Annotated in this window: 22 protein-coding genes and 4 pseudogenes; 5 read left to right on the plus strand and 21 right to left on the minus strand. The window is 57.3% G+C overall.

The window, feature by feature from the left end:
• Window positions 1-11 precede the first annotated feature (11 nt).
• The 3 genes and pseudogenes from N8E89_RS15945 to hflX all read left to right on the plus strand — a co-directional run bounded on the left by N8E89_RS15945 (window position 12) and on the right by hflX (window position 2662).
• Window positions 12-878, plus strand: a complete 867-nt coding sequence (locus tag N8E89_RS15945; protein WP_106665207.1) for a D-amino-acid transaminase — start codon at window positions 12-14, stop codon at window positions 876-878.
• A gap of 122 nt (window positions 879-1000) precedes the next feature.
• Window positions 1001-1240 (plus strand): RNA chaperone Hfq, encoded by a 240-nt coding sequence (hfq, locus tag N8E89_RS15950; RefSeq protein WP_008129219.1) that lies wholly within the window; start codon window positions 1001-1003, stop codon window positions 1238-1240.
• Window positions 1241-1290: 50 nt separating this feature from the next.
• Window positions 1291-2662, plus strand: a pseudogene (gene hflX / locus N8E89_RS15955) (GTPase HflX).
• Between the two features lie 20 nt (window positions 2663-2682).
• Here hflX and mazG read toward each other — a convergent pair.
• From mazG to N8E89_RS29010, 9 genes and pseudogenes are all read right to left on the minus strand, one after another.
• Window positions 2683-3504, minus strand: coding sequence for a nucleoside triphosphate pyrophosphohydrolase (gene mazG, locus N8E89_RS15960; protein ID WP_262260489.1), 822 nt, complete (start codon window positions 3502-3504; stop codon window positions 2683-2685).
• Between the two features lie 131 nt (window positions 3505-3635).
• Window positions 3636-4106: a YbaK/EbsC family protein gene (locus N8E89_RS15965; protein WP_106665210.1), complete on the minus strand. Its 471-nt coding sequence runs from the start codon at window positions 4104-4106 to the stop codon at window positions 3636-3638.
• Window positions 4103-4912: an MBL fold metallo-hydrolase gene (locus tag N8E89_RS15970; RefSeq protein ID WP_106665211.1), complete on the minus strand. Its 810-nt coding sequence runs from the start codon at window positions 4910-4912 to the stop codon at window positions 4103-4105. The genes N8E89_RS15965 and N8E89_RS15970 overlap by 4 nt, the downstream gene beginning before the upstream one ends.
• Window positions 4905-5693 (minus strand): TatD family hydrolase, encoded by a 789-nt coding sequence (locus N8E89_RS15975; protein ID WP_106665212.1) that lies wholly within the window; start codon window positions 5691-5693, stop codon window positions 4905-4907. Before N8E89_RS15975 ends, N8E89_RS15970 begins: the two co-directional genes overlap by 8 nt.
• A 6-nt stretch (window positions 5694-5699) precedes the next feature.
• A pseudogene (gene metG / locus N8E89_RS15980) lies at window positions 5700-7248 on the minus strand (methionine--tRNA ligase).
• 83 nt (window positions 7249-7331) lie between these two features.
• Window positions 7332-8393 carry a DNA polymerase III subunit delta' gene (locus N8E89_RS15985; protein ID WP_106665214.1) on the minus strand — a complete coding sequence of 354 codons (1062 nt, stop codon included), beginning with the start codon at window positions 8391-8393 and terminating at the stop codon, window positions 7332-7334.
• On the minus strand, window positions 8390-9061 hold the full coding sequence (tmk, locus tag N8E89_RS15990) for a dTMP kinase (RefSeq protein ID WP_106665215.1): 672 nt from the start codon (window positions 9059-9061) through the stop codon (window positions 8390-8392). Before tmk ends, N8E89_RS15985 begins: the two co-directional genes overlap by 4 nt.
• A gap of 85 nt (window positions 9062-9146) precedes the next feature.
• Window positions 9147-10376 (minus strand): D-alanyl-D-alanine carboxypeptidase family protein, encoded by a 1230-nt coding sequence (locus N8E89_RS15995; RefSeq protein ID WP_210203775.1) that lies wholly within the window; start codon window positions 10374-10376, stop codon window positions 9147-9149.
• Window positions 10345-11604 (minus strand): septal ring lytic transglycosylase RlpA family protein, encoded by a 1260-nt coding sequence (locus tag N8E89_RS29010; RefSeq protein WP_410010383.1) that lies wholly within the window; start codon window positions 11602-11604, stop codon window positions 10345-10347. Before N8E89_RS29010 ends, N8E89_RS15995 begins: the two co-directional genes overlap by 32 nt.
• Window positions 11605-11847: 243 nt before the next feature.
• Here N8E89_RS29010 and N8E89_RS16005 point away from each other — a divergent pair, with 243 nt between their 5' ends.
• A complete protein-coding gene (locus N8E89_RS16005) occupies window positions 11848-12381 on the plus strand; it encodes a carboxymuconolactone decarboxylase family protein (protein ID WP_106665217.1) in 534 nt (177 codons plus the stop codon).
• A 10-nt stretch (window positions 12382-12391) separates the two neighbouring features.
• Here N8E89_RS16005 and N8E89_RS16010 read toward each other — a convergent pair whose 3' ends face one another.
• From N8E89_RS16010 to N8E89_RS16065, 12 genes and pseudogenes are all read right to left on the minus strand, one after another.
• The gene (locus tag N8E89_RS16010; protein ID WP_106665218.1) at window positions 12392-12817 is read right to left on the minus strand and encodes an OsmC family protein; all 426 of its coding nucleotides are present in this window, start codon (window positions 12815-12817) and stop codon (window positions 12392-12394) included.
• Window positions 12818-12856: 39 nt separating this feature from the next.
• On the minus strand, window positions 12857-14332 hold the full coding sequence (gene hutH / locus N8E89_RS16015) for an HAL/PAL/TAL family ammonia-lyase (RefSeq protein WP_106665219.1): 1476 nt from the start codon (window positions 14330-14332) through the stop codon (window positions 12857-12859).
• Window positions 14329-15331: pseudogene (locus N8E89_RS16020) on the minus strand (ornithine cyclodeaminase family protein). Before N8E89_RS16020 ends, hutH begins: the two are co-directional and overlap by 4 nt.
• Window positions 15332-15345: 14 nt before the next feature.
• Window positions 15346-16671 carry an LLM class flavin-dependent oxidoreductase gene (locus tag N8E89_RS16025; RefSeq protein ID WP_106665221.1) on the minus strand — a complete coding sequence of 442 codons (1326 nt, stop codon included), beginning with the start codon at window positions 16669-16671 and terminating at the stop codon, window positions 15346-15348.
• Window positions 16672-17028: 357 nt separating this feature from the next.
• Window positions 17029-17751 (minus strand): annotated as a pseudogene (locus N8E89_RS16030) (LLM class flavin-dependent oxidoreductase); the annotation flags it as partial.
• The gene (locus N8E89_RS16035; protein ID WP_162707087.1) at window positions 17751-18500 is read right to left on the minus strand and encodes a DUF427 domain-containing protein; all 750 of its coding nucleotides are present in this window, start codon (window positions 18498-18500) and stop codon (window positions 17751-17753) included. The gene N8E89_RS16035 and the pseudogene N8E89_RS16030, both read right to left, overlap by 1 nt.
• A gap of 28 nt (window positions 18501-18528) precedes the next feature.
• The gene (locus N8E89_RS16040; protein WP_106665224.1) at window positions 18529-19461 is read right to left on the minus strand and encodes an ABC transporter ATP-binding protein; all 933 of its coding nucleotides are present in this window, start codon (window positions 19459-19461) and stop codon (window positions 18529-18531) included.
• Complete coding sequence (locus N8E89_RS16045; protein ID WP_106665225.1) at window positions 19458-20099, minus strand: ABC transporter permease; 642 nt, start codon at window positions 20097-20099, stop codon at window positions 19458-19460. The genes N8E89_RS16040 and N8E89_RS16045 overlap by 4 nt, the downstream gene beginning before the upstream one ends.
• Before the next feature lie 4 nt (window positions 20100-20103).
• The gene (locus N8E89_RS16050; protein ID WP_410010317.1) at window positions 20104-20646 is read right to left on the minus strand and encodes an ABC transporter permease; all 543 of its coding nucleotides are present in this window, start codon (window positions 20644-20646) and stop codon (window positions 20104-20106) included.
• 188 nt (window positions 20647-20834) lie between these two features.
• Window positions 20835-21716: a glycine betaine ABC transporter substrate-binding protein gene (locus tag N8E89_RS16055; RefSeq protein WP_106665227.1), complete on the minus strand. Its 882-nt coding sequence runs from the start codon at window positions 21714-21716 to the stop codon at window positions 20835-20837.
• Between the two features lie 174 nt (window positions 21717-21890).
• Window positions 21891-22826 carry a dimethylarginine dimethylaminohydrolase family protein gene (locus N8E89_RS16060; RefSeq protein ID WP_106665228.1) on the minus strand — a complete coding sequence of 312 codons (936 nt, stop codon included), beginning with the start codon at window positions 22824-22826 and terminating at the stop codon, window positions 21891-21893.
• A gap of 11 nt (window positions 22827-22837) precedes the next feature.
• Window positions 22838-24430 (minus strand): zinc-binding metallopeptidase family protein, encoded by a 1593-nt coding sequence (locus N8E89_RS16065; protein WP_106665229.1) that lies wholly within the window; start codon window positions 24428-24430, stop codon window positions 22838-22840.
• Between the two features lie 111 nt (window positions 24431-24541).
• Here N8E89_RS16065 and N8E89_RS16070 point away from each other — a divergent pair, with 111 nt between their 5' ends.
• Window positions 24542-25432: a LysR substrate-binding domain-containing protein gene (locus tag N8E89_RS16070; RefSeq protein ID WP_106665230.1), complete on the plus strand. Its 891-nt coding sequence runs from the start codon at window positions 24542-24544 to the stop codon at window positions 25430-25432.
• Window positions 25433-25488 lie beyond the last annotated feature (56 nt).

Consider the following 25488-nt stretch of genomic DNA (forward strand, 5'->3'; position numbering starts at 1 on the left):
GAGTGAAGGCAATGTCCCGCATCGCCTATGTAAACGGCCGGTACGTCCCGCACTCCGAAGCCGGCATCCACATCGAAGATCGCGGCTATCAGTTCGCAGATGGCGTCTATGAGGTTTGCGAGATCGCCCGCGGTAATATCATGGACATGACGCGCCATCTCGATCGTCTCGGCCGTTCGCTTTCCGAATTGAGAATCGCCTGGCCGATGGAGCGCAAGGCCCTGCAAGCGGTGATCCGGGAAGTCGTGCGCAGGAATAGGGTACGCAACGGTCTGGTCTACCTTCAGGTTACTCGCGGCGTCGCCAAACGCGATCACATCTTTCCATCGGCGGACACGCCCCCATCCATCGTCATCACTGCGAAGCGTACCGACCCGGCTGCTTCGGCGGCCAGGGCGGCAACAGGCATTAAAGTGATTACCGTGCCGGAAAACCGGTGGGAACGCGTCGACATCAAGTCGATCGGTCTCTTGCCTAATGTGCTTGCCCGCCAGCAAGCGAAGGAGGAGGGGGCGCAGGAAGCCTGGTTTATCGATCCCGACGGCACGGTCAAGGAAGGTGCGGCCACCAATGCGTGGATTGTCACCAAGGACGGTGTTCTTGTCACAAGACCCGCGGAGAGCGGAATCTTGCGCGGCATCACACGCACGACTATTTTCGACGTGGCAAAAAATTTGGGATTGAAGATCGAGGAACGGGGATTTTCAGTGGACGAGGCCAGACAAGCGAAAGAGGTTTTCATGACGGCAGCGACCACGGTCGTAATGCCAATCGTTGCGATTGACGGCGAATCGGTAGCAAATGGCCACCCTGGAACAACTACACTTTCCTTGCGAGAAGCGTTTTTTGACATTGCGGAAAAAACGCCATCCTGTTAACCGGAGAGTGAGGGGACTAACAGAGCGGTATTTTTCACCTCCTGCTGGAGCAGAGAAGATTTGCTTCCGCCGCAGAATTTTGTATGAGACACGTTTGCTGATCGCATAAAAGGACAAAAACAATGGCTGAACGATCGCAGAATCTTCAGGACCTTTTTCTGAATTCAGTCAGAAAACAGAAGATTTCTCTGACAATTTTCCTCATTAATGGTGTGAAATTGACCGGAATTGTCACGTCTTTCGACAATTTCTGTGTGCTTTTGCGCCGTGACGGCCATTCACAGCTCGTCTATAAACATGCTATTTCGACCATCATGCCGAGCCAACCCGTGCAGATGTTCGAAGTTGAAGAGAGCGACTGAGACAAAATTTGACAAGAGAACCGAGGCGTAACGCACAAAAAACTGGCGCAATTGCCGAAAATGGCGAAACCGCCAGGGAACCGACGCGCGCTCTTGTCATCGTGCCGATCTTGCCGCAACGCTTCAATGACGGCGGCAAGACCGACGAAAATAACCGCCCCAAATACCAGCATGAGTTCCAGCGCAGTGACGAAGCCAGGCTTGAAGAGGCCGAGGGTCTTGCACGAGCCATCGACCTCGATATCGTTCATTCGGACATCGTACAGGTCTCCGCGCCGCGGCCCGCAACATTGCTGGGGACAGGCAAAGTCGAGATCCATTGCCGAGATTATTGAGGCTTCGCACGCAGAATTGGTGATCGTCGATCATTCGCTGACGCCGGTGCAGCAGCGCAATCTTGAAAAGGAATGGAATGCGAAGGTTCTCGACAGGACCGGGCTCATTCTTGAAATATTCGGACGGCGCGCCCAGACGAAGGAGGGTGCTCTCCAGGTCGAACTGGCGCATCTGACCTATCAGAAGGGCCGTCTGGTCCGCAGTTGGACCCACCTGGAACGCCAGCGTGGCGGTGGCGGCTTCCTTGGCGGTCCCGGTGAAACCCAGATCGAGGCAGACAGGCGCGCTTTGCAGGAAAAGATACTGCGCATCAAACGCGAACTCGAAACGGTGGTGCGAACACGTACGCTGCACAGAGCCAAGCGCAAGAAAGTGCCGCATCCGGTCGTCGCACTCGTCGGCTACACGAATGCCGGTAAATCCACGCTCTTCAACCGTTTGACCGGAGCAGGGGTCGTTGCCGAAGATATGCTCTTCGCGGCGCTGGACCCAACCTTGCGGCGCATCAAGCTTGAACACGGCGAAACGATCATCCTTTCCGATACGGTTGGTTTCATTTCCAATCTGCCAACGCATTTGGTCGCCGCGTTCCGGGCAACGCTGGAAGAGGTCGTCGAGGCCGATCTCATCCTGCATGTACGCGATATTTCCGACCCCGATACCGCCGCACAGGCCGAAGACGTACACGCGATCATGAACAGCCTCGGGATTGAACGCGGCGATGCGAAACGCATTATCGAAGTCTGGAACAAGATTGACTTGCTCGATGCTGCCGGCCGCGAGGCGGCGCAGCGCCTTAGCGCGGCCGCCACTGGCGACGAACATCCCCTTCCGGTTTCAGCCATGACGGGCGAGGGCATCGACGCCCTCCTCAAGGAGATTGAAGACCGGATTGCCGGCAAGCTGACGAAGGTCAAGATCACGCTGCAGCATAATCAAATGCGCCTGATGGATTGGATCTATCAGCATTCGAGCAACGTAAAGCGCAAAGACCTCGACGATGGTTCGATAACGCTGTCCATGGACATGACAGTCAGTTCGCAAGCAATGCTCGATGAGAAAATAGTGAGCAAAAGCAATAGGTAAGCCACCTATTTCGACGGCCTCTATTTCGTTTTCTTGGCTTCCTGCCATAAAGCTTCCATTTCGTCGAGCGTTGCCGCATCCAGCGATTGTTCCTGTTCGGCCAATTTGCGCTCGATATAGTGAAAGCGTTTGCGGAACTTCTCGTTCGTGCCGCGCAGGGCGCTTTCCGGTTCGAGCTTCAGATGCCTGCCGAGATTGACCAGGGCGAATAGCAGATCGCCATATTCTTCTTCAGTGTCTTGCTGATTGCCGCTGGCGATTGCTTCTTTCAACTCTCCGATTTCCTCCTCGATCTTGTCGAGGATCGGTCCGGCCTCCGACCAGTCGAAACCGACTTTCGCTGCTTTCTGCTGCAGCTTCAAGGCGCGCATCAAAGCGGGAAAGCCGTGCGGTATATCATCGAGGAAGCCATCTGCTTCAGCCAGGCCGAGATTGAGTGCCGCCCGGCGCTCACGGCGTTCAGCTTTTTCCTCTGCCTTGATCTTGTCCCACATGCCCTTGGCCATGCCAGCGCCGCGTGCGGCTTGCTCGCCAAAGACGTGGGGATGCCGGCGGATCATCTTATGGGTGATGGCCTGTACCACATCGCCGAAATCGAAAGCCTTGAGCTCCTCGGCCATGCGCGCGTGAAATACGACCTGCAACAACAGATCGCCAAGTTCTTCGCGCAGATCATCGATATCGTTACGCTCGATCGCATCAATAACCTCAAACGCTTCCTCGAGCGTGTACGGCGCGATGGATTTGAAATCCTGCTCCAGGTCCCACGGACAGCCGGTAACCGGGGTCCGGAGTGCGGTCATGATATCAAGTAGACGGGTAATGTCGCGTGAGGGTTTCATGAGCGAATACTAGGCCAGGTCAGCAGTGGCGAATATGATGGAGGGAAGCGGCTGCAGACTTGTCCACAACATCCATACAAAAATCGCATAAGATAGATTATGGAACCATTTCATATGGCTGAACAGGCCAATCAGCCGGTAATATCCGCAATTTGCGCCTTCGCAGCTTCTACCAGAACCATAGGCTCACTTGGAAAAACGAAGTTAGTGCCACCTGCTGCTGCCCAGACAACATCAAACTGCATCAGGCTTTCATCAGCATAAGCCTTGATGTCGATGAGATGTCCCAATGGTGAGACGCCGCCAATGGCAAAGCCGGTTTGCTTGCGGACGTGTTTTGGATCGGCACGATGCAATTTCTCGCCCGTTAACCTGGACGCTTTGTCGAGATCCAGTTTGCGTGGACCGGACACCAGAAACAGATAGAGCTCATCGGTATCAGCGCCTTGAAAGATCAGCGATTTAACGATTTGCGCGACGGTAACGCCGCACTGGATTGCCGCGTCTTCGGCCGTATGGGTTGAATCGGCCATCTGGCGGATTTCGATGTCGAGTCCGGCAGCATGGGCTGCCCGGCGAACACGTTCGACGCTTTTGCTCATAGTTCAACCTCGAATGACAGCCCGTCAAAGGCCGGTTCGACATTGTCTGGCGTGTCACGCAGCACGGTTTCATAATCCAATGGCACGTGCATATGCGTCAGGATTGCTCGACGTGGCTTGAGCTTATTGATCCAATCCATTGATTCTTCAAGGGAAAAATGGCTCGGATGGGGCCTGTATTGCAACGCGTCGATAATCAATGTGTCAAGGTCGAACAACTGCGCAGCTGTCGTGTCGGGGAAAGCGCTGACGTCGGAACAATAAGCGACATCGGCAATACGGAAGCCCAGGGAGAGGATATCGCCATGCACCTGTGGCAGTGGCAAGAAGCGAATGGCACCACCCGACCCGTTGATTTGGAAAGGTTCGTGATGGACGATCTCATGCGGCCGCAAAATTGGTGGGTAACTCGAACCTTCCGGGGTCTTGAAGCAATAGGCAAAACCTTCGTACAAGCGCTTTTGGGTTGTTACGTCCGCGTAGATATCAACAAGATCCCGGCGGTCGATGACAAAGGTTCGAAGGTCGTCAAGGCCGTGAATATGGTCGGCATGGGCGTGCGTATATATGACGGCATCGAGCTTTCCCGCGCCGAAATCGATCATCTGGGAGCGGAAATCCGGCCCTGTGTCGATGATGACAGTCGTTACATCGCCGGTCTCGGCGATGCGCTCGACCAGCATGGAGGCACGGCGTCTGCGGTTCTTCGGGTTGGCTGGATCGCATTTGCCCCAGTCACCATTGATACGCGGCACGCCTGGAGACGAGCCACAGCCAAGAATGGTGAAGCGCAAGCGGTCAGGCATCTGCTGGCCTTGGTATTTTGGTGAACAGGCGGGAAACGTTGTCGGTCGTTATTTTGCCGATCTCGTCTTCGCTGACACCAATCGTCTCTGCCAGCACCGCCGCCGTATGAAGGACGAAGCTCGGCTCATTGCGTTTGCCACGGTGCGGCGCTGGCGCGAGATAAGGCGCATCAGTTTCGACCAGGAGCCGGTCACGCGGCACGTTGCGGGCAATTTCACGGATTTCGGGTGAATTCTTGAAGGTCAGAATGCCGGAAAAGGAGACATAGCCGCCAAGTGCGACCCCGACCCGCGCCAGTTCCGCACCCGAGGAAAAACAGTGCAGAATAAAAGGGAACGCGCCCTTCCCTGTTTCTTCCCTCAACGTCGAAATCATGTCCTCATCGGCGCTGCGTGCATGAATGACCAGTGGCAGCTGCGTGGCGCGTGACGCGGCGATATGCGTGCGGAATCCCTGCATCTGGGCTTCCGGCGGCGCATAATCATAGTGATAGTCGAGCCCGGCTTCGCCGATCGCCACCACCTTCGGGTGCTCCGAAAGCCGGATCAGATCGTCGGCCGCTATATCCAGCTCTTCATGCGCGTTGTTCGGGTGCGTTCCAACCGAAGCATAGACGCTCTCGTACTGCTCGGCGATCTTGATGATATCGCCAAATCGCCGGACGCGCGTGCAAATCGTCACCATCCGCCTGATATCGTGATCCAGCGCCCGCTGAACGATGGCGTCCCGTTCCTCGGCAAAATCAGCAAAATCCAGATGGCAATGGCTGTCGACAAGCATCGTATGTTAGGCTTCTCTGTCAGCTTCGACGTAACGCGGGAAAATCGCTTGCGGGGCCGGCAGATCGGCTCCGGGCACAAGTTCACCACCCACAAGATCAGAGAAGTTCCGCCTGTCCGCCGGAATGGCCAGGATATCTAGCAGTTTCGCCGCCGAACCCGGAATGAAGGGCTGGCAAAGTATTCCGATACGCCGGATGACCTCCGCGGTCACATAGAGGACCGTGTCCATGCGCGCTGGATCGGTCTTTTTCAGCGCCCAGGGCTCCTGTGAAGCGAAATAGCGATTGGCCTCGGCCACAACGCCAAAAATCGCCGCAAGCGCCAGGTGCAGGGCTTGCGTGCCAACGGCCCCGCGTGCCGTCTCCAGTGCCGCCGTTGCCTGATCCAGGATTGCCTTGTCCACATCAATCAATGCGCCCGGCTGCGGGACCTTGGCCCCGCAATTCTTGGCGATCATCGACAGCGAACGTTGCGCCAGATTGCCGAGATCATTGGCGAGGTCTGCGTTGGTGCGGTTGACAATGGATTCATGGCTGTAATTGCCATCTTGGCCGAACGGTATTTCTCGCAACAGGAAATAGCGCAGCTGATCGAGGCCATAGTGTTCGACCAGCGAGACCGGATCGATGACATTGCCGACTGATTTCGACATTTTCTCGCCGCGGTTGAACACGAAACCATGGCCATAGACGCGCTTTGGCAATTCGATGCCTGCAGACAGCAGGAACGCGGGCCAGTAGACCGCATGGAAACGAATGATGTCCTTGCCGATTATGTGGACGTCGGCGGGCCAATAGCGCCAGCGCTCCGCCTTTTTCGTCCGGATAGCCCGCTGCGGTAATGTAGTTGGTCAGCGCGTCGACCCAGACATACATGACATGCTTTTCGTCACCGGGAACTGGAATGCCCCAGTCAAATGTCGTCCGCGAGACCGAAAGATCCTTGAGACCGGATTTGACGAAGGAGACTACCTCATTGCGGCGCTCGTCCGGACCGATAAACCCCGGATTATCGGCGTAGAGTTTCAGCAAGCGATCCTGATAGGCCGACAGACGGAAGAAATAGCTCTCTTCCTCGAGCCATTCCACAGGCGTTCCTTGCGGGCCGTAGCGCACATTGTCGGCCCGCAGTTCCGTCTCTTCTTCCTGGTAATAGGCTTCGTCGCGCACGGAGTACCAGCCGGCATAGCCACCCTTGTAGATGTCGCCTGCTTCGACCATTTTCTGCCATATCGCTTGGGAAGCCTTGTAATGCCTCTCTTCCGTCGTGCGAATGAAATCATCATATGACGCGTTCAACAGATGCCCCATGTCACGGAAAAGTTTGGCATTTCTGTCCGCAAGCTCCCGCGGTGAAATGCCCTCCTTTCTCGCTGTCTGCAACATCTTGATGCCGTGCTCGTCCGTTCCGCTCAGGAAAAGGACATCCTTACCGTCATGGCGGTTGAACCGCGCAATCGCGTCCGTCGCGATCAACTCATAAGCATGGCCGATGTGCGGGCTTCCGTTCGGGTAGGAAATGGCAGTTGTGATGTAAAATGTTTCGCGGCTCATGCGTGACCTGATTTGTCTTTGTTGCGGCATCTTGGGTGGCCTGACATAACCCATGTCCAGCCCGATTGCCATACCGGCAAGCTCTATCGAGCACCTGACAGGGCGCGATGCATTCGTCCCAGAAAAATGAGGACTGTCTGCTTGCGATCGAGATTGAAGGCAGCAGCGTCCCTCGCCTCATTCTGCATGTCACTCCAAAGGCCGGACCAGCGGTTGGCCAGCACTACATCGCCCTGCTCCGCGCCGAGTCGCGCTTTCCCGGCAATGCGCGCCAACAGGTCTTCAAGGAAAAGGTCATACTGGATTTCGGCGTCGCGGCCTGAAAGGGCTGTCGCAAGCGCATGCGCTTTTGGGACGTCGAAGGTGGATTTGCCGAGGATGGCATCGACCGTTCCGGAAATCTCAAGCCCGCCGAACGCCAGCAGCAAGGCTGCCTTGCGCACACTGCCCTCGGCATGGGCGACTAGGGAATCCACGTCGGCCATCTGTTGGGCATCGAGATTGATGGCCAACAATGCTGCAAGCAAATCCTTCTTGTCCAGCGGCTCGAAACGGATCGATTGGCAACGAGAACGGATCGTGGGCAGCAGCCTGCCCGAGGAATGGGAAATCAAGATGAACAGCGTTCGATGCGGCGGTTCTTCAAGAGTCTTCAGTAAAGCATTGGCCGCATTGCGATTCATGTCATCAGCGGGATCGACAATAACAATGCGCCATGATCCATCATGCGATGTGCGATTGAGGAAATGCGTGACGCGGCGTACTTCATCGACAGTGATGGCGGTTTTGAACTTGCCAGTCTTCGCATCGACCGGCCGGCTGATGTGCAACACAGCCAGATGTGTTCCGCTGGCAATCTGCCGGTAAGGCGCTATGCCATAATCCGGCTCGGCAAGCTCCAATGGCGCTTCACGTTCTGCCGGATACCTCAGCATGTGCCCGGTCATATGAAACGCCAGGGTCGCCTTGCCAACGCCCTGCGGCCCTTCCAGCAGGAGGGCGTGGTGCATGTGACCCGACTGATACGCTTGCGCAAGGAACGATCTTATCCCGGCATGACCGAACAATACCGGATTGGCGGAAGGCGCAGGTACGCCGTCGATCGCATCGTGGGTTGCCGGTACGTCGAGAACCGCATCGCTCATTTTGCCACCTCGACGGTCCGCTTCGTTTTAATCCCACGGTTTGCCTTCAATTGGTCAACAACCGTCGCAATCTCCTTGGCAATCTCGCCGGCGGGCCGGTCTGCAGCGACGACCTTGCACCGGTCCGGTTCCTCGGCTGCAATCGCAAGATAAGAATCGCGCCGCTTGCGATGCAGATCGATGGTTTCCTTTTCAAAACGGTCAGCCGCTTCCGCTCCGCGCCGGGCGTTGGCGCGCTGTAGACCGACCTCAGCTGGCAGATCGAGGATGATTGTCAGATCAGGCATGAGGCCGTTAATGGCTGCCTGTTCGATGGCACGCATCAAGCCCGGGTCAAGGTCGCCTGTAACGCCCTGATAAACCCGGCTTGAATCGATATAGCGGTCGCAAAGCACCATACGGCCAGATTTCACGGCCTGCCGGAGTACCTGTTCGACATGGTCATTGCGTGCTGCCGCAAACAACAGGGCCTCCATGGCAGGACCGAAAGGTTCGGCAGCACCGCTCAGGATGACGTGGCGCACAGCTTCGGCGCCGGGCGAACCGCCCGGCTCACGCGTCACCAGCACATCATCGCCCTGCCCGCGCAGATATTCGGCCAGGCGCGCAATCTGTGTCGATTTACCCGCGCCTTCGCCGCCTTCAAATGTGATGAATAGTCCTTGCACGCTCGTCGCCGTCTTTCGATGCAGAGTCTCAGTCTATTTGAGATGGTTCTAGCGTCCACGTTTGAAAAGGTCGAGGCAGTAATACTTAGAACTTGAGTTGCCGGACCCAGCCCGTGGCCAATTCGAAGACAGCGTCGAACGAGCGCTTCTTCAGATCGCCGGTCTCGACCGCTTCCGCCGTGAAGACTGGTGTCTCCTGTGCCAGGACGTCTCCGATCCAGATGCGCAGGGTACCGACCTGCTCATCGGCCTTCAGCGGAGCAACAAGAGGGCCTTGATAGATGATATGCGCCTTAAGACGATCTCGATTGGCAACAGGCACGAGAAGGCTGACCTTTTCATGTGCCTTGAGCGGAACGCCTGATTTGACGCCGCCAAATACGCTCGCTTCTCCGATCGCTTCACCTTCGGCGAAGATATCGATCTCCTCGAATGCTTGATACGCCCACTCGAAGATCCGCCTGGCTTCCTCGGCCCGTTCCTTGTCGCTGGCGAGGCCGCTCAGCGCAACGATATAGCGCCTGCCGTTCCTTGTCGCCGCTCCGACGATGCCATAGCCTGACTGCTCGGTGTAACCGGTGCCCATGCCATCCGCGCCGATATCGAGCCGCAACAGCGGATTGCGGTTGCGCTGGAAGATGTTGTTCCAGGTAAAACTGTCTTGCGCATAGGTGCGGTAGTATGCCGGATATTCCTTGTAGATATGCCGCGCCAGGGCCACGAGGTCGGTCAATGAAACGCGTTGCTGCGGGTCGGGCAATCCGGTCGAATTGACAAAGGTCGAATTCTTCAGGCCGATTTCTTTTGCCCTTGCGTTCATCATTTCGGCAAATTTTGGTTCCGACCCGGCAAGGCCTTCCGCAAGGATTATGCAGCCATCATTGGCAGATTGCACGATAACACCCTGGATCAGATCGCCGACACTGATCGACGATTTGAGCTTGGCGAACATGGTGGAGCCACCCGATGGCGCGCCGCCGGTACGCCAGGCATTTTCGCTGACAGTATATTGCGTCGCGAGCGTGATCTTGCCGGACTTGAGCTCATGAAACACGACTTCCATGGTCATCAGCTTGGCAAGCGCCGCGGGTTCGATCAGGGTATCGGGCGATTTTGCATAAAGGATCGTGCCTGTCTGATCCTCGATCATCAGGGCTTGCTTTGCCTTGGTGTCGAACAGCGCATCTTGCGCACCTGCTACGGCAATAGATGCAAGCACTATTGCGACGCCAAGGGCAGCGATACGGAATGGCCGGGTCGGAAGGCATTTTGATAAATGGAGATCAGTTGCCGTCATCGCGAACGACAAATGCATCGCCGGCTCCGGCGTTCCACGCAGCCAGAAGCAGCGCGTCGGTATTCTTTGCCGTGTTTGCCCGGGCTACCAGAGCAATGCGAGGCCCATCCGGGCTGGCGACCTCAGACAATTCCACTCTACCCAGACGCGAAAGCACCCTCATCACACGGCCAGCCTCGGCCTTGTCGGCAAAGAGGCCGACATCGACATATTCGGCCGTCGGTGCAACGCCGCCCGGCAATTTGTTCATGGCTTTCCATGCAGTGGAAACCGTCTCCGGCGACAGAAGCTCGGTAGTGGCCTGTAATGTGCTGTTGGCGTCTGCGACCCGCTCGCTCGCATAGGAACTGATGAAGGGAGATACCGCTGGTTTACCACCCTTGAGCGAACCGAGCAGAATGGTCGGCTTGTCGTCGATATAGGGACCAATCAAGGGCAGAACCGGAACGATGTCGGCATCAAAGCTCAGTGCACTATTGCCGGTGGGTACCATGGCCGGCTGTGGCGCCGGTGTGGCGAGGCGCGCCGCCTGGTCGCTCAACGATACCGGTTGGCCGTCGAGACTGGCAACCTGGATGCCGGCGGACTGCTGTGGCTGCATTCCAGGAATCGCAACCCGTGCGCGCTGTGTCGGGGTTGCGCCATTCATGGCGATCATGACGCCAGATGCGGGCTGACCCCATGGATCTGCGGCACCCGGGCCACGATAGGAGGCCATCAGGAAGGAATCGTCGCTACCTTCGAGTGGCGCCCGGCCCACATATTCAACCTTCACATCGGCCGTACCGGTATGCTGATAATCGAGCACGGTCGCCGCCTTTTGCGAAAGATCGATCACACGGTCACTGTGGTAGGGTCCGCGATCGTTGACGCGCACGATCACCGAACTTCCATTGGAGAGATTGGTCACGCGCGCATAGCTCGGCAGCGGCATTGTCGGATGTGCGGCAGTCAAGCGGGTCGTATCGTAAATCTCACCATTGGCGGTCAGACGGCCATGGAAAGCGGAGCCGTACCACGATGCCCTGCCCTTGCGGATATAACCCGGCTCTTCTTTGGGGTAGTACCATTTTCCGGCTACTTGATAAGGCCGCCCGATTTGGTTGCGGCCGCCGCCGCGGGGGATGTTCCTGAGATCACTGACAACCCGCGGACTTGCTTTCACGCCGTATTCTGATTCAGCGAAATATTCCTTGCCATGGGTTCGTTTGGCGACTTTTGCCTTGGGCGAAGCGCAGGCAGCCATCAAGGCGCCCATGGCAACAACCCCCACAACTCGAAAAGCTTTGGCTTTTGACAATGCAAACCACCGGCCAGACAGGCCGTCCCCAGGAATTTTACATCAGATGTATCGATAAACGGATCAGAAGGCTGGTGCAACCCCGACGCCCATCATTGAGGTGGCACCAACCCTATAAGTGCCACTGATAGGTTGATAGCCCCTTAACAACGCCTATAGTGCGCGAAATACATCGCTCGCAGGGACCCAATGAGTCGCATATCGCAGATTGTCTACAGTGAGGCCTCGCCCGAAATTAGAGCCGAACACGATGAAGAACTGAGGCGGCGCGGTCGAATGACAAACATGAAGCGTATAATGCTTCACTCCCCGGTCGCGCACCGGATCTATGCCGAGTGGTTCACGCTGCGTGATCTGCTGCGTCCCGCGATCCCGGATCGGGCTATTTGGCTTTTTTCCCTCGCCATATCCGAGGCGAACCATGCGCTCGTGCCCTCGACCTTCTTCCGCCGCGCCCTGATCGATTCAGGATTCCAACCGGAAACCATCACTCCCGACGTGAACGAAGCATTGCTGATGGAGTTCGGCAGAGCCATTATTGTTGATTCCAACGCCGTGTCCGATGCTCTCTGGCAGCAGCTCGAGGCACGTTATGACGAGGCTACCCTCGTCAACCTTGTGGCATTCGCCGGCATTATGGCAGCCACCACCATATTCACCAATGTTGTCGACGTCGAACTCGACCCCGAACTCAATTCCTACAAGAAGGCGGGAGGCAGCTGAGCTGGACTGATCAGTCAGCCAGCTTGGTGACAAATTCCGCATTCCCGCGCAGCGTATTGCTGACGGTGCAGATTTCCTCGGCAATCTCAACGATGTGGTGCCGCGTTGCTGGATCCAGATCGCCATCGATTTCGATATTGATTTCAAAACGGGCAACGCGTGAGGGCTCGTCATGGGCTTTTTCGCCCGTCACATGTACCCGCACTTCCTCAAGTTTATCTGCCACGCCCAAGCGGCTGGCCGCAATCCGCGCGCTAAGCACGATACAGGCCGACAATGAGGCATAGAGCAGGTCGAGCGGGTTGAAACCCGGTTGCGACACGGAAGTGACGATGTTGATTTCGCCGCCCGTTTCGGATGTGACGACCGGTAAATCCCTGCCCTTAAGCACGGCCCTTGCGCCAACAGAGCGAGTTCTGATCTTCAGTTCCGGCATTTCCACAATTCCTGAAAGCGTAACGATTGGTGTGATTGATCATGCGCGCGGCAACATAAGGTTTGCAAGAGCGGAAACGTCATCCCCGAGCGCTCTGTCGTCCTTGAGCCGCGAAGCTGTTGCACGCACAAAACCATAGACTTCCGACGTGCCATCACCGCATCGATGGCCGGGTTTGAAATCAATCCCCTGCGCAGCAGCCAGCATCTCGCATGCAATGACGTGGCTCCACAAACCAATAATTTCTGCGCACTTCGCCACGGCAAGCGGCGTCTGCGTCGCGTGATCTTCGACACCTTCGGAGACCGGCAGGAAGTCCAGCAGCACCGGGTTTGCCTGGTGCCGTATCCGGCCGGCGAGCGCCGCCACCGTCTTCTGCAGCGGCACAAATCCGGCCGAGGCGCCGCCAAGAGGCGTAAGATAGCGCGGTAGGCCGTTGCGTCCTGATCCCGTCAGCTGAATGAACCGTGCGGCACTTGCCAGCGCTGCCTGCGCGATAGCGAGGCCCAGGGTCTCGAAAGCCAGAGCCAAGGACGGAGTGTGAAAATTACCTGTCGACAACACGCGGCCTTCATCGACGATCACCAGTGGATTGTCCGCGGCCGCGTTGAGTTCAATCTCGACTGCCTCTGTCGCGGATTTCACTGCCTGGGCAAGCGCGCCTTGGATAGAGGCAACGCAACGCAGGCTCAGCGGATCCTGGATGGCCGCCTGGGCTCCGAAAAGCGAGGAACCTTCAAGCAGAGCCAGAAGTTTTTCCGCCTCTTCGGCCTGCCCGGCAGCCTGCCGGGCGCGTTGGATGGCGGGCGCGAGAACAAGTGGATTGCCGCCAAGTGCCTCAAAACTCAAGGCCGCAGCCTGACGCTGAAAATCAAGAAGGGACGCTGTATCCACGACAACCAACGCGCCGCAGCCAACCGAGACGGCAGAGGCATTGAGCAGAGACAATCCATCTTTGGGGCCAAGCGCGGATCGCGCAAGTCCGGACAATTCCAGAGCTTGTCCAGACGGATAGACTTGCCCCTGATACTCCGCATTGCCCTCGCCGATCAGGCTTCTGGCAATTGCTGAAAGAAGCACGAGATCGCCTGCTCCAATAGAGCCAATCGACGGCAAGACCGGATGAACATGTTTGTTCAAAAGAGCAAGCAAGTCGTTGAAAACAGAAGGCGATATACCGGAACCACCAACAGCGAGCATTGAAAGTCGCGCCGCCATGACGGCGCGGGTTTCATCGCGCGGCAATGACGGGCCAACGCCCATGCCTCGCCCGCGCACCAGCTGTTGCTGAAACGTGTTGATACCCTCGGTTACTGGCGTCTTGAGGTTGGCCCCGAGCCCGGTATTCAGGCCATATATCTGTTGACCCATGGCGGCAGCTTGATCGAGCATCGCACGCGCACGCACCAATCGGTCATGAACATGGGCCCCGATTGCGACGGCTGCGTCCTTCCGGGCGATTGCCGCAATATCATGAGCTGTCGTGCCCGAGCCTTTGAAAACGATCGCGTTCATGCGAAACGCAACCTCTGACCGATATTGGTAGCCTTGGCCTTTTCCAGCATGGCATGGCCAAGCGCAATATCGCTCAGCGAAAGGCCGCGGTGCCAAAAAAGGATGGTCTCGACGTCATTCTCGCGTCCGGTCTTTTGCCCCGCAACGATCTGGCCGAGTTCGGCGTGCAGGGTTTGCTCGGATAGCTTGCCGGCCTCGACATGTGCACGAAGCGAGCCGAACTTGCCGCTCTTGCACTGGCCCCAGTCATCGACCACCAGCTTGTCCATGATGTCGGTCAGCGACAATTCCACTGCGCTCATCGTTCCGTAAGGCACGACAAACGCTCCGGGCTTGATCCATTCTGTCTTCAGCATCGGCTGCGGCTCTGGCAGGCGCGAAGCCTCGACGACGATATCAGCCCCCTCGACACAGGAGCGCCAATTATCGGTGACCACGATCTCCTTGCCCAGATCGTTCGACAGCTTTTCCGCAAAAGCATCGCGACTTTCAGGACGGCGCGAATGCACGCGAGATCTCATCGAAATCGTAGAGATGATCGAGCAGCCGCACATTCCAGTAGGCCGTGCCGCGCGCGCCGATATGACCCAGAATTTTCGAGCTCTTGCGCGCCAGATATTTCGCACCAAGCGCGGTAATCGCGCCTGTTCGCATGTCGGTGATAACGGTCGCGTCAAGAATGGCACGGGGAGCGCCGGTGCGCGGGTCAAACAGGTTGAGTACACCGAATTCCGACGGATAGTTCAGTTTGTAGTTGTCGACGAAATCGCCGACGACTTTCACGCCTGCCAAATTCAGAGGTGCAACATATCCACGCAACACATTGAAATGCCCGTGAAAAGATGCATCCGGCTCAAGATGAACCCGAGGTTCGATCACCGTCTCGCCATTGCCCTGCGCCGCAAGCGAGATTTCAATCGCGGCCAGAATTTCTGCATCGGTCAGCGCAAGGGCGTCGATATCCAGGGCATTCAGATAATCAATGTAAATGGGTTGCATGCTGTTCTTTCTGCTCAAGCGCCGCGCGCGGGTATTCGGGTTCCGAGATTTTCGCGCAGTGTGCGCCCTTCGTATTCTTCGCGAAAGAGACCGCGGCGGCGCAGTTCAGGAATGACCAGGATTATGAAATCCTCTAGCCCTGCCGGAAAAAGCGCCCCCATGATATTAAAGCCATCGGCCGCCTTGGCGTAGAAGCGCTCTTCGAGTTCGTCGGCAATCTGCGCCGGGGTTCCGATCAGCTGCCAGTGTCCGCGTGCTCCAGCGAAATGCCTGGCCAATTGCCGGATCGACAGGTTCTCGCGCCGCCCCATATCGATAATCAATTGTTGCCGGCTTTGGATACCATCAGTCTGCGGCATCTCCGGCAAAGGTCCTTCCAGCGGATACTGCGACAGATCCTTGACACTGAGATAGCTGGCAAGCAGCGCAACACCGACCTCGTCGGGTATGAGTTCCTGCAAGGCATCATATTTTGCCCGCGCCTCGCTCTCGGTGCGCCCGACAATGGGTGATACACCGGGCAGGATTTTGAGATCATCAGGCTCGCGGTCGAAGGAAGGCATGCGCGCCTTGAGATCAGCGTAGTATTCCTGCCCCTCCTCAAGTGTCTGTGCCGCGGTGAAAACGACATCGGCAGTACGCGCCGCGAGATTTTTTCCAGCATCCGATGCGCCGGCCTGCACCATCACCGGGCGCCCCTGCTGTGAGCGTGGACTGTCGAGAAGCCCTGCGGCAGTGAAATGTGTGCCTCGATGGTCAACCGGGTGAAGCTTGCCGGGATCGACGTAGACATTCCCGTCGACCACATAAGCGCCCGCATCGACACTGTCCCAAACCGCGGTTGCTGCTGCCGCAAATTCCTCCGCGCGCTCATAGCGTTGTGCATGCGGTCGCAGGCCGCTCGAGACAAAATTTTCCGCCTCGAGTTCGCTCGCTGACGTCACCAGATTCCAGCCTGCACGCCCGCCGCTCAACTGATCGATTGAGGCGAATGTTCGCGCCAGCCCATAAGGGTCGTTATAGGTTGTGGAGGCGGTAGCGACCAATCCGATATGCGAAGTGTTGACCGCAAGTGCCGCCAGAAGGCTGAGCGGTTCAAAACCCGTCGAGCGCGCGGCCTGGCTGGCAATGTTGACATTGCGCTCGCGGATTGCCGCAGCGTCCTCGACAAAAATCATGTCTAACTTGGCAGCCTCCGCCATCTGCGCCAGCCCAATGAAATGATCGATATCGACGCCAGCTTCGGCAACGGCGTCCGGATGACGCCAGGCTCCGATATGGTGCCCGCCGGCCATCAGAAACGCACCGAGTTTCATCTGTCGAGAGTTCGCTCGGCTCATCGCGACAGCTCCCGCTGAACGGCTCGCCGGATGCGGCGGCCTCCGAAGACCAAGGTGCTCGCGCAACGTGCTTCCCATATAAGCATTGCGAAACATACCACGCTTGCTGAGCTCCGGAATAACGCCGTCGATAAACGCATGGGTACTTTCCGTAACAAGCGGTGGCAGGATCATGAACCCGTCAATCCCGAACGTCTCAGACCAGTCCTGCAGTCGATCCGCTGTTCCAATGGGCGAGCCAAAGACTTCAAGCCCGGCGGGCTTTTCCCCAGCGGCGGGCAACGCATCGAGCCTGTCACGGATTTCCCGTGCCTCGCCCGCGGTCCCTGCGATATACGGAACCACGTTTGCGAGGATTCTGACATCGGATCGCATGCGCGCATGTCTCCCCAGTCGCTGCGTTATGTCCGCCACGAGTGCCCTCGCCTCATCCGGCGATCGCGCGCCGATAAAAATCAATTCCGCCGACCGCGCTGCGATATCCAGCGTATCCCCGGTTAGCAGTTGCGAGATGAGCGGTTTGCCCTGCGGCGAACGATTGACGTTGAGCGGACCGCGCACTTTGAAATGCGCACCCGCGTGATTAAGTACGTGCATCTTCCCAGGTACGAAAAATCGCCCCGACGCCTTGTCATATACGAAGGCGTCATCTTCCCAGCTGTCCCAGAGCCCGCTGACAACGTCGATATATTCCTCTTCGCGCGCGACTGTTTCCGGCGAGATCACCAGATTCCAGCCTGCTCTGCCTTTGCTGATCGTATCAAGCGAAGCAAAGCGACGAGCGAGATTGTACGGCTCGTGCTGGCTGGTTGCAGCAGTCGCGATAAGGCCGATTTTGCGCGCGACGGTGGCAAGCGCCGCGACCAGAGTCGTCGGTTCGAAAGGCACTGCCTGCGGAGACAGATCATCGATTGGCCGTCGGCCCAGCCGGTCCGCAAAAAAGGCGAAATCGAGCGCTCCGTCCTCGGCTTTCTTGACCTGCGCCGCCAGGTGCTTGAAGTCCATCGTATCCGGTGACCCGTTCTCTCGCCATGCGGCGGGATGATGGCCGAACGGCGTGATGGAAATGCCGATGTGCATTATGCCTCGCCATTGCTGATACGGATTTCATTGATTTTCTCGTTATAGAACGAGATCAGCCCCTTGATCTCGGCGCTTTCCGGAAAGGGCTCGGAATAGTACCAGACGATGTTCTCATGGCGTTGGCCGCCGAGTTCGAAATGATAGTAGGCTGCCGGACCCTTGTAGGGACAGTATGTCGTGTAATCGCTTGGTACGAGCGTCCCCGCAACCAGATCATCGACTGGAAAATAATAACGGGCAATCATTCCGGTTTCGAACAGGAAGATCGCCCGCCTGGTACGCGCTACCGGCTTTCCGTCGACGACAACCTCGACAAGACGTGAACTCGGTATGGTATCTATGCGATGATAGGCACTGCGCGGGTGCCCGAAGATTTCGTGATCCTCCTCGAACCAGCGCACAGAGCGCCAATCGACTGTCACATAGTCGGCTAGTTCCGGAAGTCCAAGCTTCGCTCCGTCATAGCTCCATGCCTTGTCGGGCAACGATACGCCCCGCGACTGCAGCGACCAAAATGCCTTCGTACCGAACAGTGGCGCCGGTTCGGTTTTTTCCGTGGCTGTCAGTGTGCCGCCAACAAAATCAGTCTTCGGCAAGTAATACGTTGGGCGCACGCCATTTTCGTAGATGACTACGGCTTCAGTCGAGTCGGCGATGAATTGATCCCCGAGCTTCAGGCGAACACGCCGGCTGGTCGGTTCAATCAAAACAGCAGGTATTTCCGAGGAACGATAGGCGACAGACATTTCTTGACTCCTCCAAAGTGAGCATAAATCAAACTGAGAAGATGGCATCCCGCGTCAGTTGCCCCTTTATGGCGCCCCTCTCGTCCACTACGGCGAGAACGTCACTGTTGGCGGCAACCATCAACGCCAGTGCATCGCGCAAACTACTCGTCGGAGCAACTTTGCTGGCGCCTTCGCGCGGCGTACTGCCGCTCATCGCATCATTCACGGTAAAGAGGCTGAGCCGTTTGATCGCGCGATCGATGCCGACGAAATTTTCGACAAACGCGTCGGCAGGATGCGACAGCACCGTATCAGGCGTATCATATTGGACGATCTTCCCGTTTTTCATGATAGCGATGCGATCACCAAGCCGAATGGCTTCGTCCAGATCGTGGGTGACAAGCACAACGGTTTTGCGGACACGCTGCAGGATCTGGCGAAACTCGTCCTGCAGTCGTGTCCGCGCAATCGGATCGATAGCGCCGAAAGGCTCATCCATAAGCAGCACCGGCGGATCCGCTGCCAACGCGCGCGCGACGCCGATGCGCTGGCGCTGGCCGCCTGAAAGCTGCCGCGGATACCGTGTGAGCATTTCCCGCGGATCGAGCGCGACAAGATGCAAGAGCTCTTCCGTTCGGCTTTTGATTTTCGCCTCCGCCCAGCCCAACAGTTTGGGAACGGCGGCAATGTTCTGGGCAATGGTCATGTGCGGAAACAACCCGACCTGCTGGATCACATAGCCGATATGGCGGCGCAGGTTCACCGGATCAACCTTGGTGACGTCTTCACCATTGACGACGATCTTGCCGTCAGTAGGGTCGATCAGTCGGTTAATCATCCGCATCGTGGTGGTCTTGCCGCAGCCGGACGGGCCGATCAGCGCAGTGGTCGTACCCTCGGGCACCACCAGCGACAGATCATCAACTGAGGCAACGCCGCCCTCTACGTAACGTTTGGTGACATGTTCCATCGTGATCATGCGGTCGATCTTTCTGCAAAAAAGAACTTTTCGGCAAGGCCGAGAATGAATTCGGTCCCTAGCGCCAACAAGGCAATCGGAATGGCGCCAACGAGCAAGCGGGACATATCCATCATGCTGATGCCCACGGCAATGAAATCGCCAAGCCCGCCACCGCCGATGAATGGTGCCAGCGTCGCACCGGCCAGCACTTGCACAGCTGCGGTACGCGCTCCAGCAAACATCGCCGGCGCCGCCAGCGGGATACGGATCTTGCGCAGGACCTGGCCACGGCTCATGCCCATCCCAATCGCGGCTTCCACCGCGTCGGGATCGACATCCCGCAGGCCGACGAACGCATTGAGCAGGATCGGCGGCAGAGCGAGAATGGTCAGCGCAACGATGGATGGCCACAGCCCGATGCCGAGCAGCGGCATCATGATTGCGAGGATCGCGAGACTTGGTATCGTGCGCAAGGCGTTGATCGTGTTGATTACCGCAAAAGCAAGACCCCCGCGATTGATAATCAGGATCGCCAGCGGCAGCCCAATAGCCAGCGCAAAGGCCAGTGAAACGCCCGACATCACCAGATGCCGGGCGAGTGCCTGATAAAACTCCGGCTGGTGGTTGATAATCCAGACGAATGCAGTGCTCAACATTTCGTCACCGCCCCCGGACCAGTAGTTTTTCGGCCTGGCTTAGAAGCACATCGAAGAACGTCGCCATGAGTGCCGTTAGAATTCCGCCGACCAGGATTTTCTCCGTGTAGCTCTGGTCGATCCCCATGAGTATGATCGTGCCCAATCCGCCCCCATCGATGAAAGCTGCAACAGTGGCGATGCCGATGACGGTGACGAGCGCGATGCGAATGCCCGAGACAATGAGCGGCAGTGCCAGGGGCAGCTCGATACGGAGCAGTCGTTGCCAGCCACTGTAGCCCATGCCGTCGGCCGCATCGAGCACATCCGCCGGAACACCGCGCAGGCCGGTCACGACATTGCGCAACAGGATCAGCAGACAGTAGGAGGATAGCCCGACAAGCGCCGGTTTTGTCCCAAGGCCAAGCCACGGAATCAGCAGCGCGAACAGCGCAAGGCTCGGTATGACAAAGATGATGCCGGTGATCGTCAGTACGACGGCGTAGACCTTTGGCCGGCGTGCGCAGATGATCCCGAGTATCAGCGCAATTATCAGCCCGATCAGCACCGATGATACCGAAAGGACCAGATGCTGCCAGGTCGCGGTGAGAATTTCCGGAATGTTTTTGGAGCCCAGTTCAAGAGTGCCGCCCTGCCTGCATGGTCAAATCAGCAACGAAACAGCGGAGATGAGACCATCTCCGCCGCTCCGCGTTCAAATCATTGGCGAAACCGGCTAGCTCCGCCGCAATCCGATCAAATGCCCTTTTCCTTCAGGAACTCTTCGGCAACTTCCTTCGGTTCCTTCTTGTCCCGCTCCACGGCGGCATTGAGCGCGCGCATGTTTTCATTGTTGAGAAGCGGGCTGATCTTGTTGAGGACTTCCGCAATCTTCGGGTTCTTGGCCAGAGCATCCTGGCGAACAACCGGGACGAGGTAGTAAGGCGGGAACAGATGCTTGTCATCGTCAAGCACGACCAGGTTGCTGTCGGCAATCTGCCAATCGGTACTAAATCCGTAGGACACATCGATGTCCTTGCTCGTTAGTGCGCTGTAGCGGATGCCGAGCTTGGCGAAGATGCGGAAATCCTTGAACTCGATACCATAAGTTTTCTTCAAGCCCGGCAGCCCGTCCTTGCGCTCGCCAAAGCCGCCTTCCGCACCGAACGAAAGTTCCTTCGACGCTGGACCAAGATCCGTCAGGGTCTTCAGCTTGTATTTTTCGGCTGTTTCCGGAAGCGTGATAATCGCATAGCCATTGTTGATCTGTGTCGGCTCGAGCAGCGTCAGTTGCAGGTTCTTCTCGTAGTAATCCTTGACGTCCTTGTAGATTTTCTCTGCCGAGCCCGACAAATCGCCCTTGACGACAGCGGCAAGTGCCGTCCCCGTATACTCCGGGTAAAGATCGATTTCGCCATTGGTCAGCGCAGAATGGGCAATCAGCGTCGCACCGAGATTAAGCCGGCGCTCAACCGTAATTCCGGCCTTCTCAAGCGCCTGAGCGTAAATTTCGGCGACTACAAACTGCTCGGTAAAGTTTTTGCTGCCAATCTTCACCGTCTGGGCGAAGCCGGTCGTTGCCGCCGTCAAAGCCACCAACACGCCCAGCCCGATTGAGGCGACACTTTTCAAGATCATGATTTTCCCTGCAAGCTACTGTAGGATTTAATTCGATCCTACTGGTTTCGTTGTCGAATTCGCATGCTAGCAATCTCAGATGGCAAGTTCGCAGATGAATATTCCAATGTTTCCCGTCGAAGTAGAAATTATTTACTAGCGAATTGCAACTGACGACACCTGTCAGTCGTAACTTCAATCAGGTGAGCGCAAGAGCGCCTGCGCCATGCAATGAATGCCGCCGCCGGTCTTGGAGATCTCGCTCATATCAACCGCCGCTACCTCGAACCCCCTCGCCCTCAACTTTTCAATCAAAGTCTTGCTCGACGTCGGCGCGATGATCCGGTCGTTGCCAAGCGACATGAAATTGCAGCCAAGATTCATAGTATCCTGGAATGGCACATCGATGATTTCGTGACCTTTTCCTTTCAGCCAGTCAACGATAGCGGGCTCCGTGCAAGCGAGACAGACCGCAGTCAGTTTCGGCGCGATCGGCACCACCATCAAATCGATATGGACATAATATTCGTCGATGAAGGCAAGCCGCGTTTCCCAGCCTTCCTTGCGGAACCATTCCTCTATCTGACGGGCGCCCTCCTCCTGTGTGCGCGCGCCGCCGCAACCGATCAACACGCAGCCCTCCTCGATGACGTTGAAATCGCCGCCCTCGAATGTTCCGGCGGTGACCATGTCATAAATCGGGATGCCCAGTCGCTCGTAAGTACGGATGGCTGCATAGTTCTCGCCGCGCCGCCACCAGTTGGCCATGGCGGTGATGATCGCGCCATAGGGCGTCATTATGCTGGAATCGCGCGAATAGACCTGCATCGGCAATTCGGGTTCCGGATCGTGCCAATGAATCTTGACGCCGAAATGCTCATACGCAGCAACAAGTTCCTTGTGCTGTGCCTGCGCAGCCTGAATGTTGCATGGCGCCTCGCGCAGGTGCTTGCGAGACAGGGAGCTCGTCGCCAAATGCCTGAGGAAGGCGGGCGAACCAAGAAGCACATCGGTCAGTGGATCGGTTTCATTACGGAAACCCCAGCCATTGAGAGGCTTGGTGCCGCCATTCGGATTGCGCCGCTTCAGCGTGAACGCATCGGCCGCGAAGCCCTTTTCGTGACGTGTCATGGACTGTCTCCTCATTGCACGCCGCCAGTGGGTATCCACCACTCGCGTCCGCGCGCGGTTGTTACATATTCCGGCCAGCGGAAATGGACCGGGGGCTCATAATCGCAAAGCGGTGCGATCCATTTTGAACCGCCAACGCCGCCACCGGTGCGCTCGATAAATTCGCCTTTTGCTCGTCTCCGCGCGCCTTCGTCCTCAAGCAGGCGCAGTGCCGTCAGCGCCACTGTCTTCGACGCGCAAATCACCATTGGTTCGATGGTTTCGGAAATGCCGCCGAGCGCATTCATCACCCAGCCCGGATAGGAAAATCCCTTCGGCGCCTTCAATGCCGGGCGCGCTACGTAAAAGCGGACCGTCGGCGCATGCCAGGTCATGTCCGTGTAATCGTCGGATGTGGAGTTGATCTGCGATGGCGGCAAATCGTGGCGCAGGATCGTCTCGGCTTCCTGAGGCGAAATCAGCGATTCACATGCATCGATGAACGGCTCATCCATCGCTTCCACCCCGGTATTCACCTGAATCTCACGTGCTATGGCCTTTGCCGCCTCGTTCCAGCGCGGCGCGCCGACAATATTGAGCGCATCCCAGGTGATCCCGGCCATCGCATGATTGGCAAGGCCCGGCCGGGACTTGCAAACCCAATGCCGCTCGACTCGGCATCCCGTCATCGCGGCCGCATGATCCGCATTACGATCAAGCACTGCTGTGATCTGCTCGGCCATGGCAATGGTCGGTACGCGCATCATGTATTGGATTTCAGCCAGGCCTGCCGGAAGATTGTCAGCCGTCGCCTGCCCCGCCGTCAGGATCGCTTCGCTGATCGACCAGCCGCCCTGATGTGGCAGCATGGAATCGCGCAGCGCCTTCGAGGCCATATACATCATCATCAGTGCGTCATTGGCGCCAGGCGCCCGCACCGCGGAATGCGATTGAGGGATCGGGGCACCATCACTGATGCCCCAGCGCTCCGGCTGGTCGCAGATGAAGCGATAGACCATCGAATAAGCAGCACCGCAATGCGTATCCCAGCGCACCGTGTTGCATAGCGGAAGCATATAGAACGGGTGGAAGGAGATCATGCCATCCAACCCGTCATAATAGCCCTTGGCGGCATGAATCGGCTTTGAGCCACGGACCTTTTCCGCAGGCTCACCCGTAAATCTCAAAGTTCCGGTGATGCCATGTTTTTCCATCGCCGCCTTTGTTGCTAGCAAACCGCCGAGACTGGAAATGCCGAGACCGGAATGCGGATCGGTGTGGCCGCCCGCATGTTCGTTCAGGCCGGGTCGTGGCCGCTTGACCGTGGATGCGTCCTGACAGTTGCCCGGCACCGCGTCATATTCGGCATACATACCAATTGTCGGTGCCTTGCCGTTGGTGCCGGCCTTGTTGGTCCAGTGCGCGCAGAAGGCAGTCGGCATGCCGCCGGAGCCGGCCTCGACGTCAAACCCCTCTTGACGCAGCCGGGTCACATACCAATCAGCCGACTGATATTCGCGCCATGCGGTTTCACCGAAATCGAAAATCGTTCGGGTCCAGGTCGACAGATCGGCTTTGTGATCGTCAACAAAATTCAGTGCCGATGTTGCTGTTGCCGTAACCACATTCCGCCTCCCGCTGCCGGGAGATAATCATCTGGAAGGCGGGACAAAAAGTGATATGTTTTTTCAAAACGTGCAAATTCTATTCACCTCTTCATCCCCAAGGACACAAATATGCGCATACCATCCACTCAGGCGCTGCGTGCTCTGGAAAGTTTTGCCAGACATGGCAGCGTCTGGCGGGCAGCCGAAGAGTTGCATCTGACCCGCAGCGCTGTCAGCCATCAATTGCGCCTGCTCGAGAGGGACCTCGGCTTTGAACTCCTGCAGCGGGATGGCAAGGGTATCACGCTGACGCCGCGCGGGCGCAAATATGCCAACGATGTTCGCAAGGCGCTGATTGTCATTGACGATGCTGGCGGCCGGCAAAACCCTGCAGGTACCGGCGGATCATTGTGCGTAAGCTGCACCGCAGGGTTCGCATCTCTCTGGTTGTGCACCCATATCGCTGAGTTTCAGGAGAAATATCCGGAAGTGGCACTACGCATCATAACCCCGCGCAAACTCGACGACGTCACGGATGCAAGCGTCGATCTCTTTATCGCTTTTGGTGATGGCAATTGGCCCAACCGTTCGGTCGAACTGCTGTGCGAGGTGGAATTCACGCCACTCTGCAGCCCGGTGCTCCTAAACAATCTGGGCGGTATCGCCGAACCGAAAGATATCTTGCGCGCGCCATTGTTGCACCTTGGCGATTTCGAGGATTGGACCCGCTGGTTGGCACTGGCCAACGTCGATAATCCGGATTCGGAGCGGGGCATTGTGTTCTCCGACATGAATCTCGTCTATTCCGCCGCTATCACCGCCCAGGGCATCGCCATGGGGGACGAACTCACCTGCCGCAAAGCCATGAGGGCCGGTCAACTCATCCGGCCGTTCGACCTCAGCATCAAGTCGCCAAAATCCTATTTTCTGGTGACGGATTATGCCAGGATTGACAATGCGGCCCAGCTTGCTTTCACGGAATGGTTGAAATCGCGCCTTTCGCAGACCCGCAATGCCTGAAGTCCGCGCCATGAGCCAGGAAGAAGGTTGGCGTGAATTTCATTCACGTATCGCGG

The sequence above is a fragment of the Phyllobacterium sp. A18/5-2 genome (assembly GCF_025452215.1).
Taxonomy (GTDB): domain Bacteria; phylum Pseudomonadota; class Alphaproteobacteria; order Rhizobiales; family Rhizobiaceae; genus Phyllobacterium; species Phyllobacterium sophorae.

Coding starts and splice junctions, on each gene's coding strand:
- N8E89_RS15995 (WP_210203775.1), bottom strand. CDS start 10,376: ATGCATTTGTCGTTCGCGATGACGGCAACTGATCTCCATTTATCAAAA.
- N8E89_RS16010 (WP_106665218.1), bottom strand. CDS start 12,817: ATGCCGGAACTGAAGATCAGAACTCGCTCTGTTGGCGCAAGGGCCGTG.
- N8E89_RS16005 (WP_106665217.1), top strand. CDS start 11,848: ATGAGTCGCATATCGCAGATTGTCTACAGTGAGGCCTCGCCCGAAATT.
- N8E89_RS15945 (WP_106665207.1), top strand. CDS start 12: ATGTCCCGCATCGCCTATGTAAACGGCCGGTACGTCCCGCACTCCGAA.
- N8E89_RS15965 (WP_106665210.1), bottom strand. CDS start 4,106: ATGAGCAAAAGCGTCGAACGTGTTCGCCGGGCAGCCCATGCTGCCGGA.
- N8E89_RS16060 (WP_106665228.1), bottom strand. CDS start 22,826: ATGACACGTCACGAAAAGGGCTTCGCGGCCGATGCGTTCACGCTGAAG.
- N8E89_RS15975 (WP_106665212.1), bottom strand. CDS start 5,693: ATGCTTGTCGACAGCCATTGCCATCTGGATTTTGCTGATTTTGCCGAG.
- hfq (WP_008129219.1), top strand. CDS start 1,001: ATGGCTGAACGATCGCAGAATCTTCAGGACCTTTTTCTGAATTCAGTC.
- N8E89_RS16055 (WP_106665227.1), bottom strand. CDS start 21,716: ATGATCTTGAAAAGTGTCGCCTCAATCGGGCTGGGCGTGTTGGTGGCT.
- N8E89_RS15985 (WP_106665214.1), bottom strand. CDS start 8,393: ATGAGCGATGCGGTTCTCGACGTACCGGCAACCCACGATGCGATCGAC.
- N8E89_RS15970 (WP_106665211.1), bottom strand. CDS start 4,912: ATGCCTGACCGCTTGCGCTTCACCATTCTTGGCTGTGGCTCGTCTCCA.
- N8E89_RS16070 (WP_106665230.1), top strand. CDS start 24,542: ATGCGCATACCATCCACTCAGGCGCTGCGTGCTCTGGAAAGTTTTGCC.
- mazG (WP_262260489.1), bottom strand. CDS start 3,504: ATGAAACCCTCACGCGACATTACCCGTCTACTTGATATCATGACCGCA.
- N8E89_RS16035 (WP_162707087.1), bottom strand. CDS start 18,500: ATGTCTGTCGCCTATCGTTCCTCGGAAATACCTGCTGTTTTGATTGAA.
- N8E89_RS16045 (WP_106665225.1), bottom strand. CDS start 20,099: ATGTTGAGCACTGCATTCGTCTGGATTATCAACCACCAGCCGGAGTTT.
- N8E89_RS29010 (WP_410010383.1), bottom strand. CDS start 11,604: ATGGCTGCCTGCGCTTCGCCCAAGGCAAAAGTCGCCAAACGAACCCAT.
- hutH (WP_106665219.1), bottom strand. CDS start 14,332: ATGAACGCGATCGTTTTCAAAGGCTCGGGCACGACAGCTCATGATATT.
- N8E89_RS16040 (WP_106665224.1), bottom strand. CDS start 19,461: ATGATCACGATGGAACATGTCACCAAACGTTACGTAGAGGGCGGCGTT.
- N8E89_RS16025 (WP_106665221.1), bottom strand. CDS start 16,671: ATGAGCCGAGCGAACTCTCGACAGATGAAACTCGGTGCGTTTCTGATG.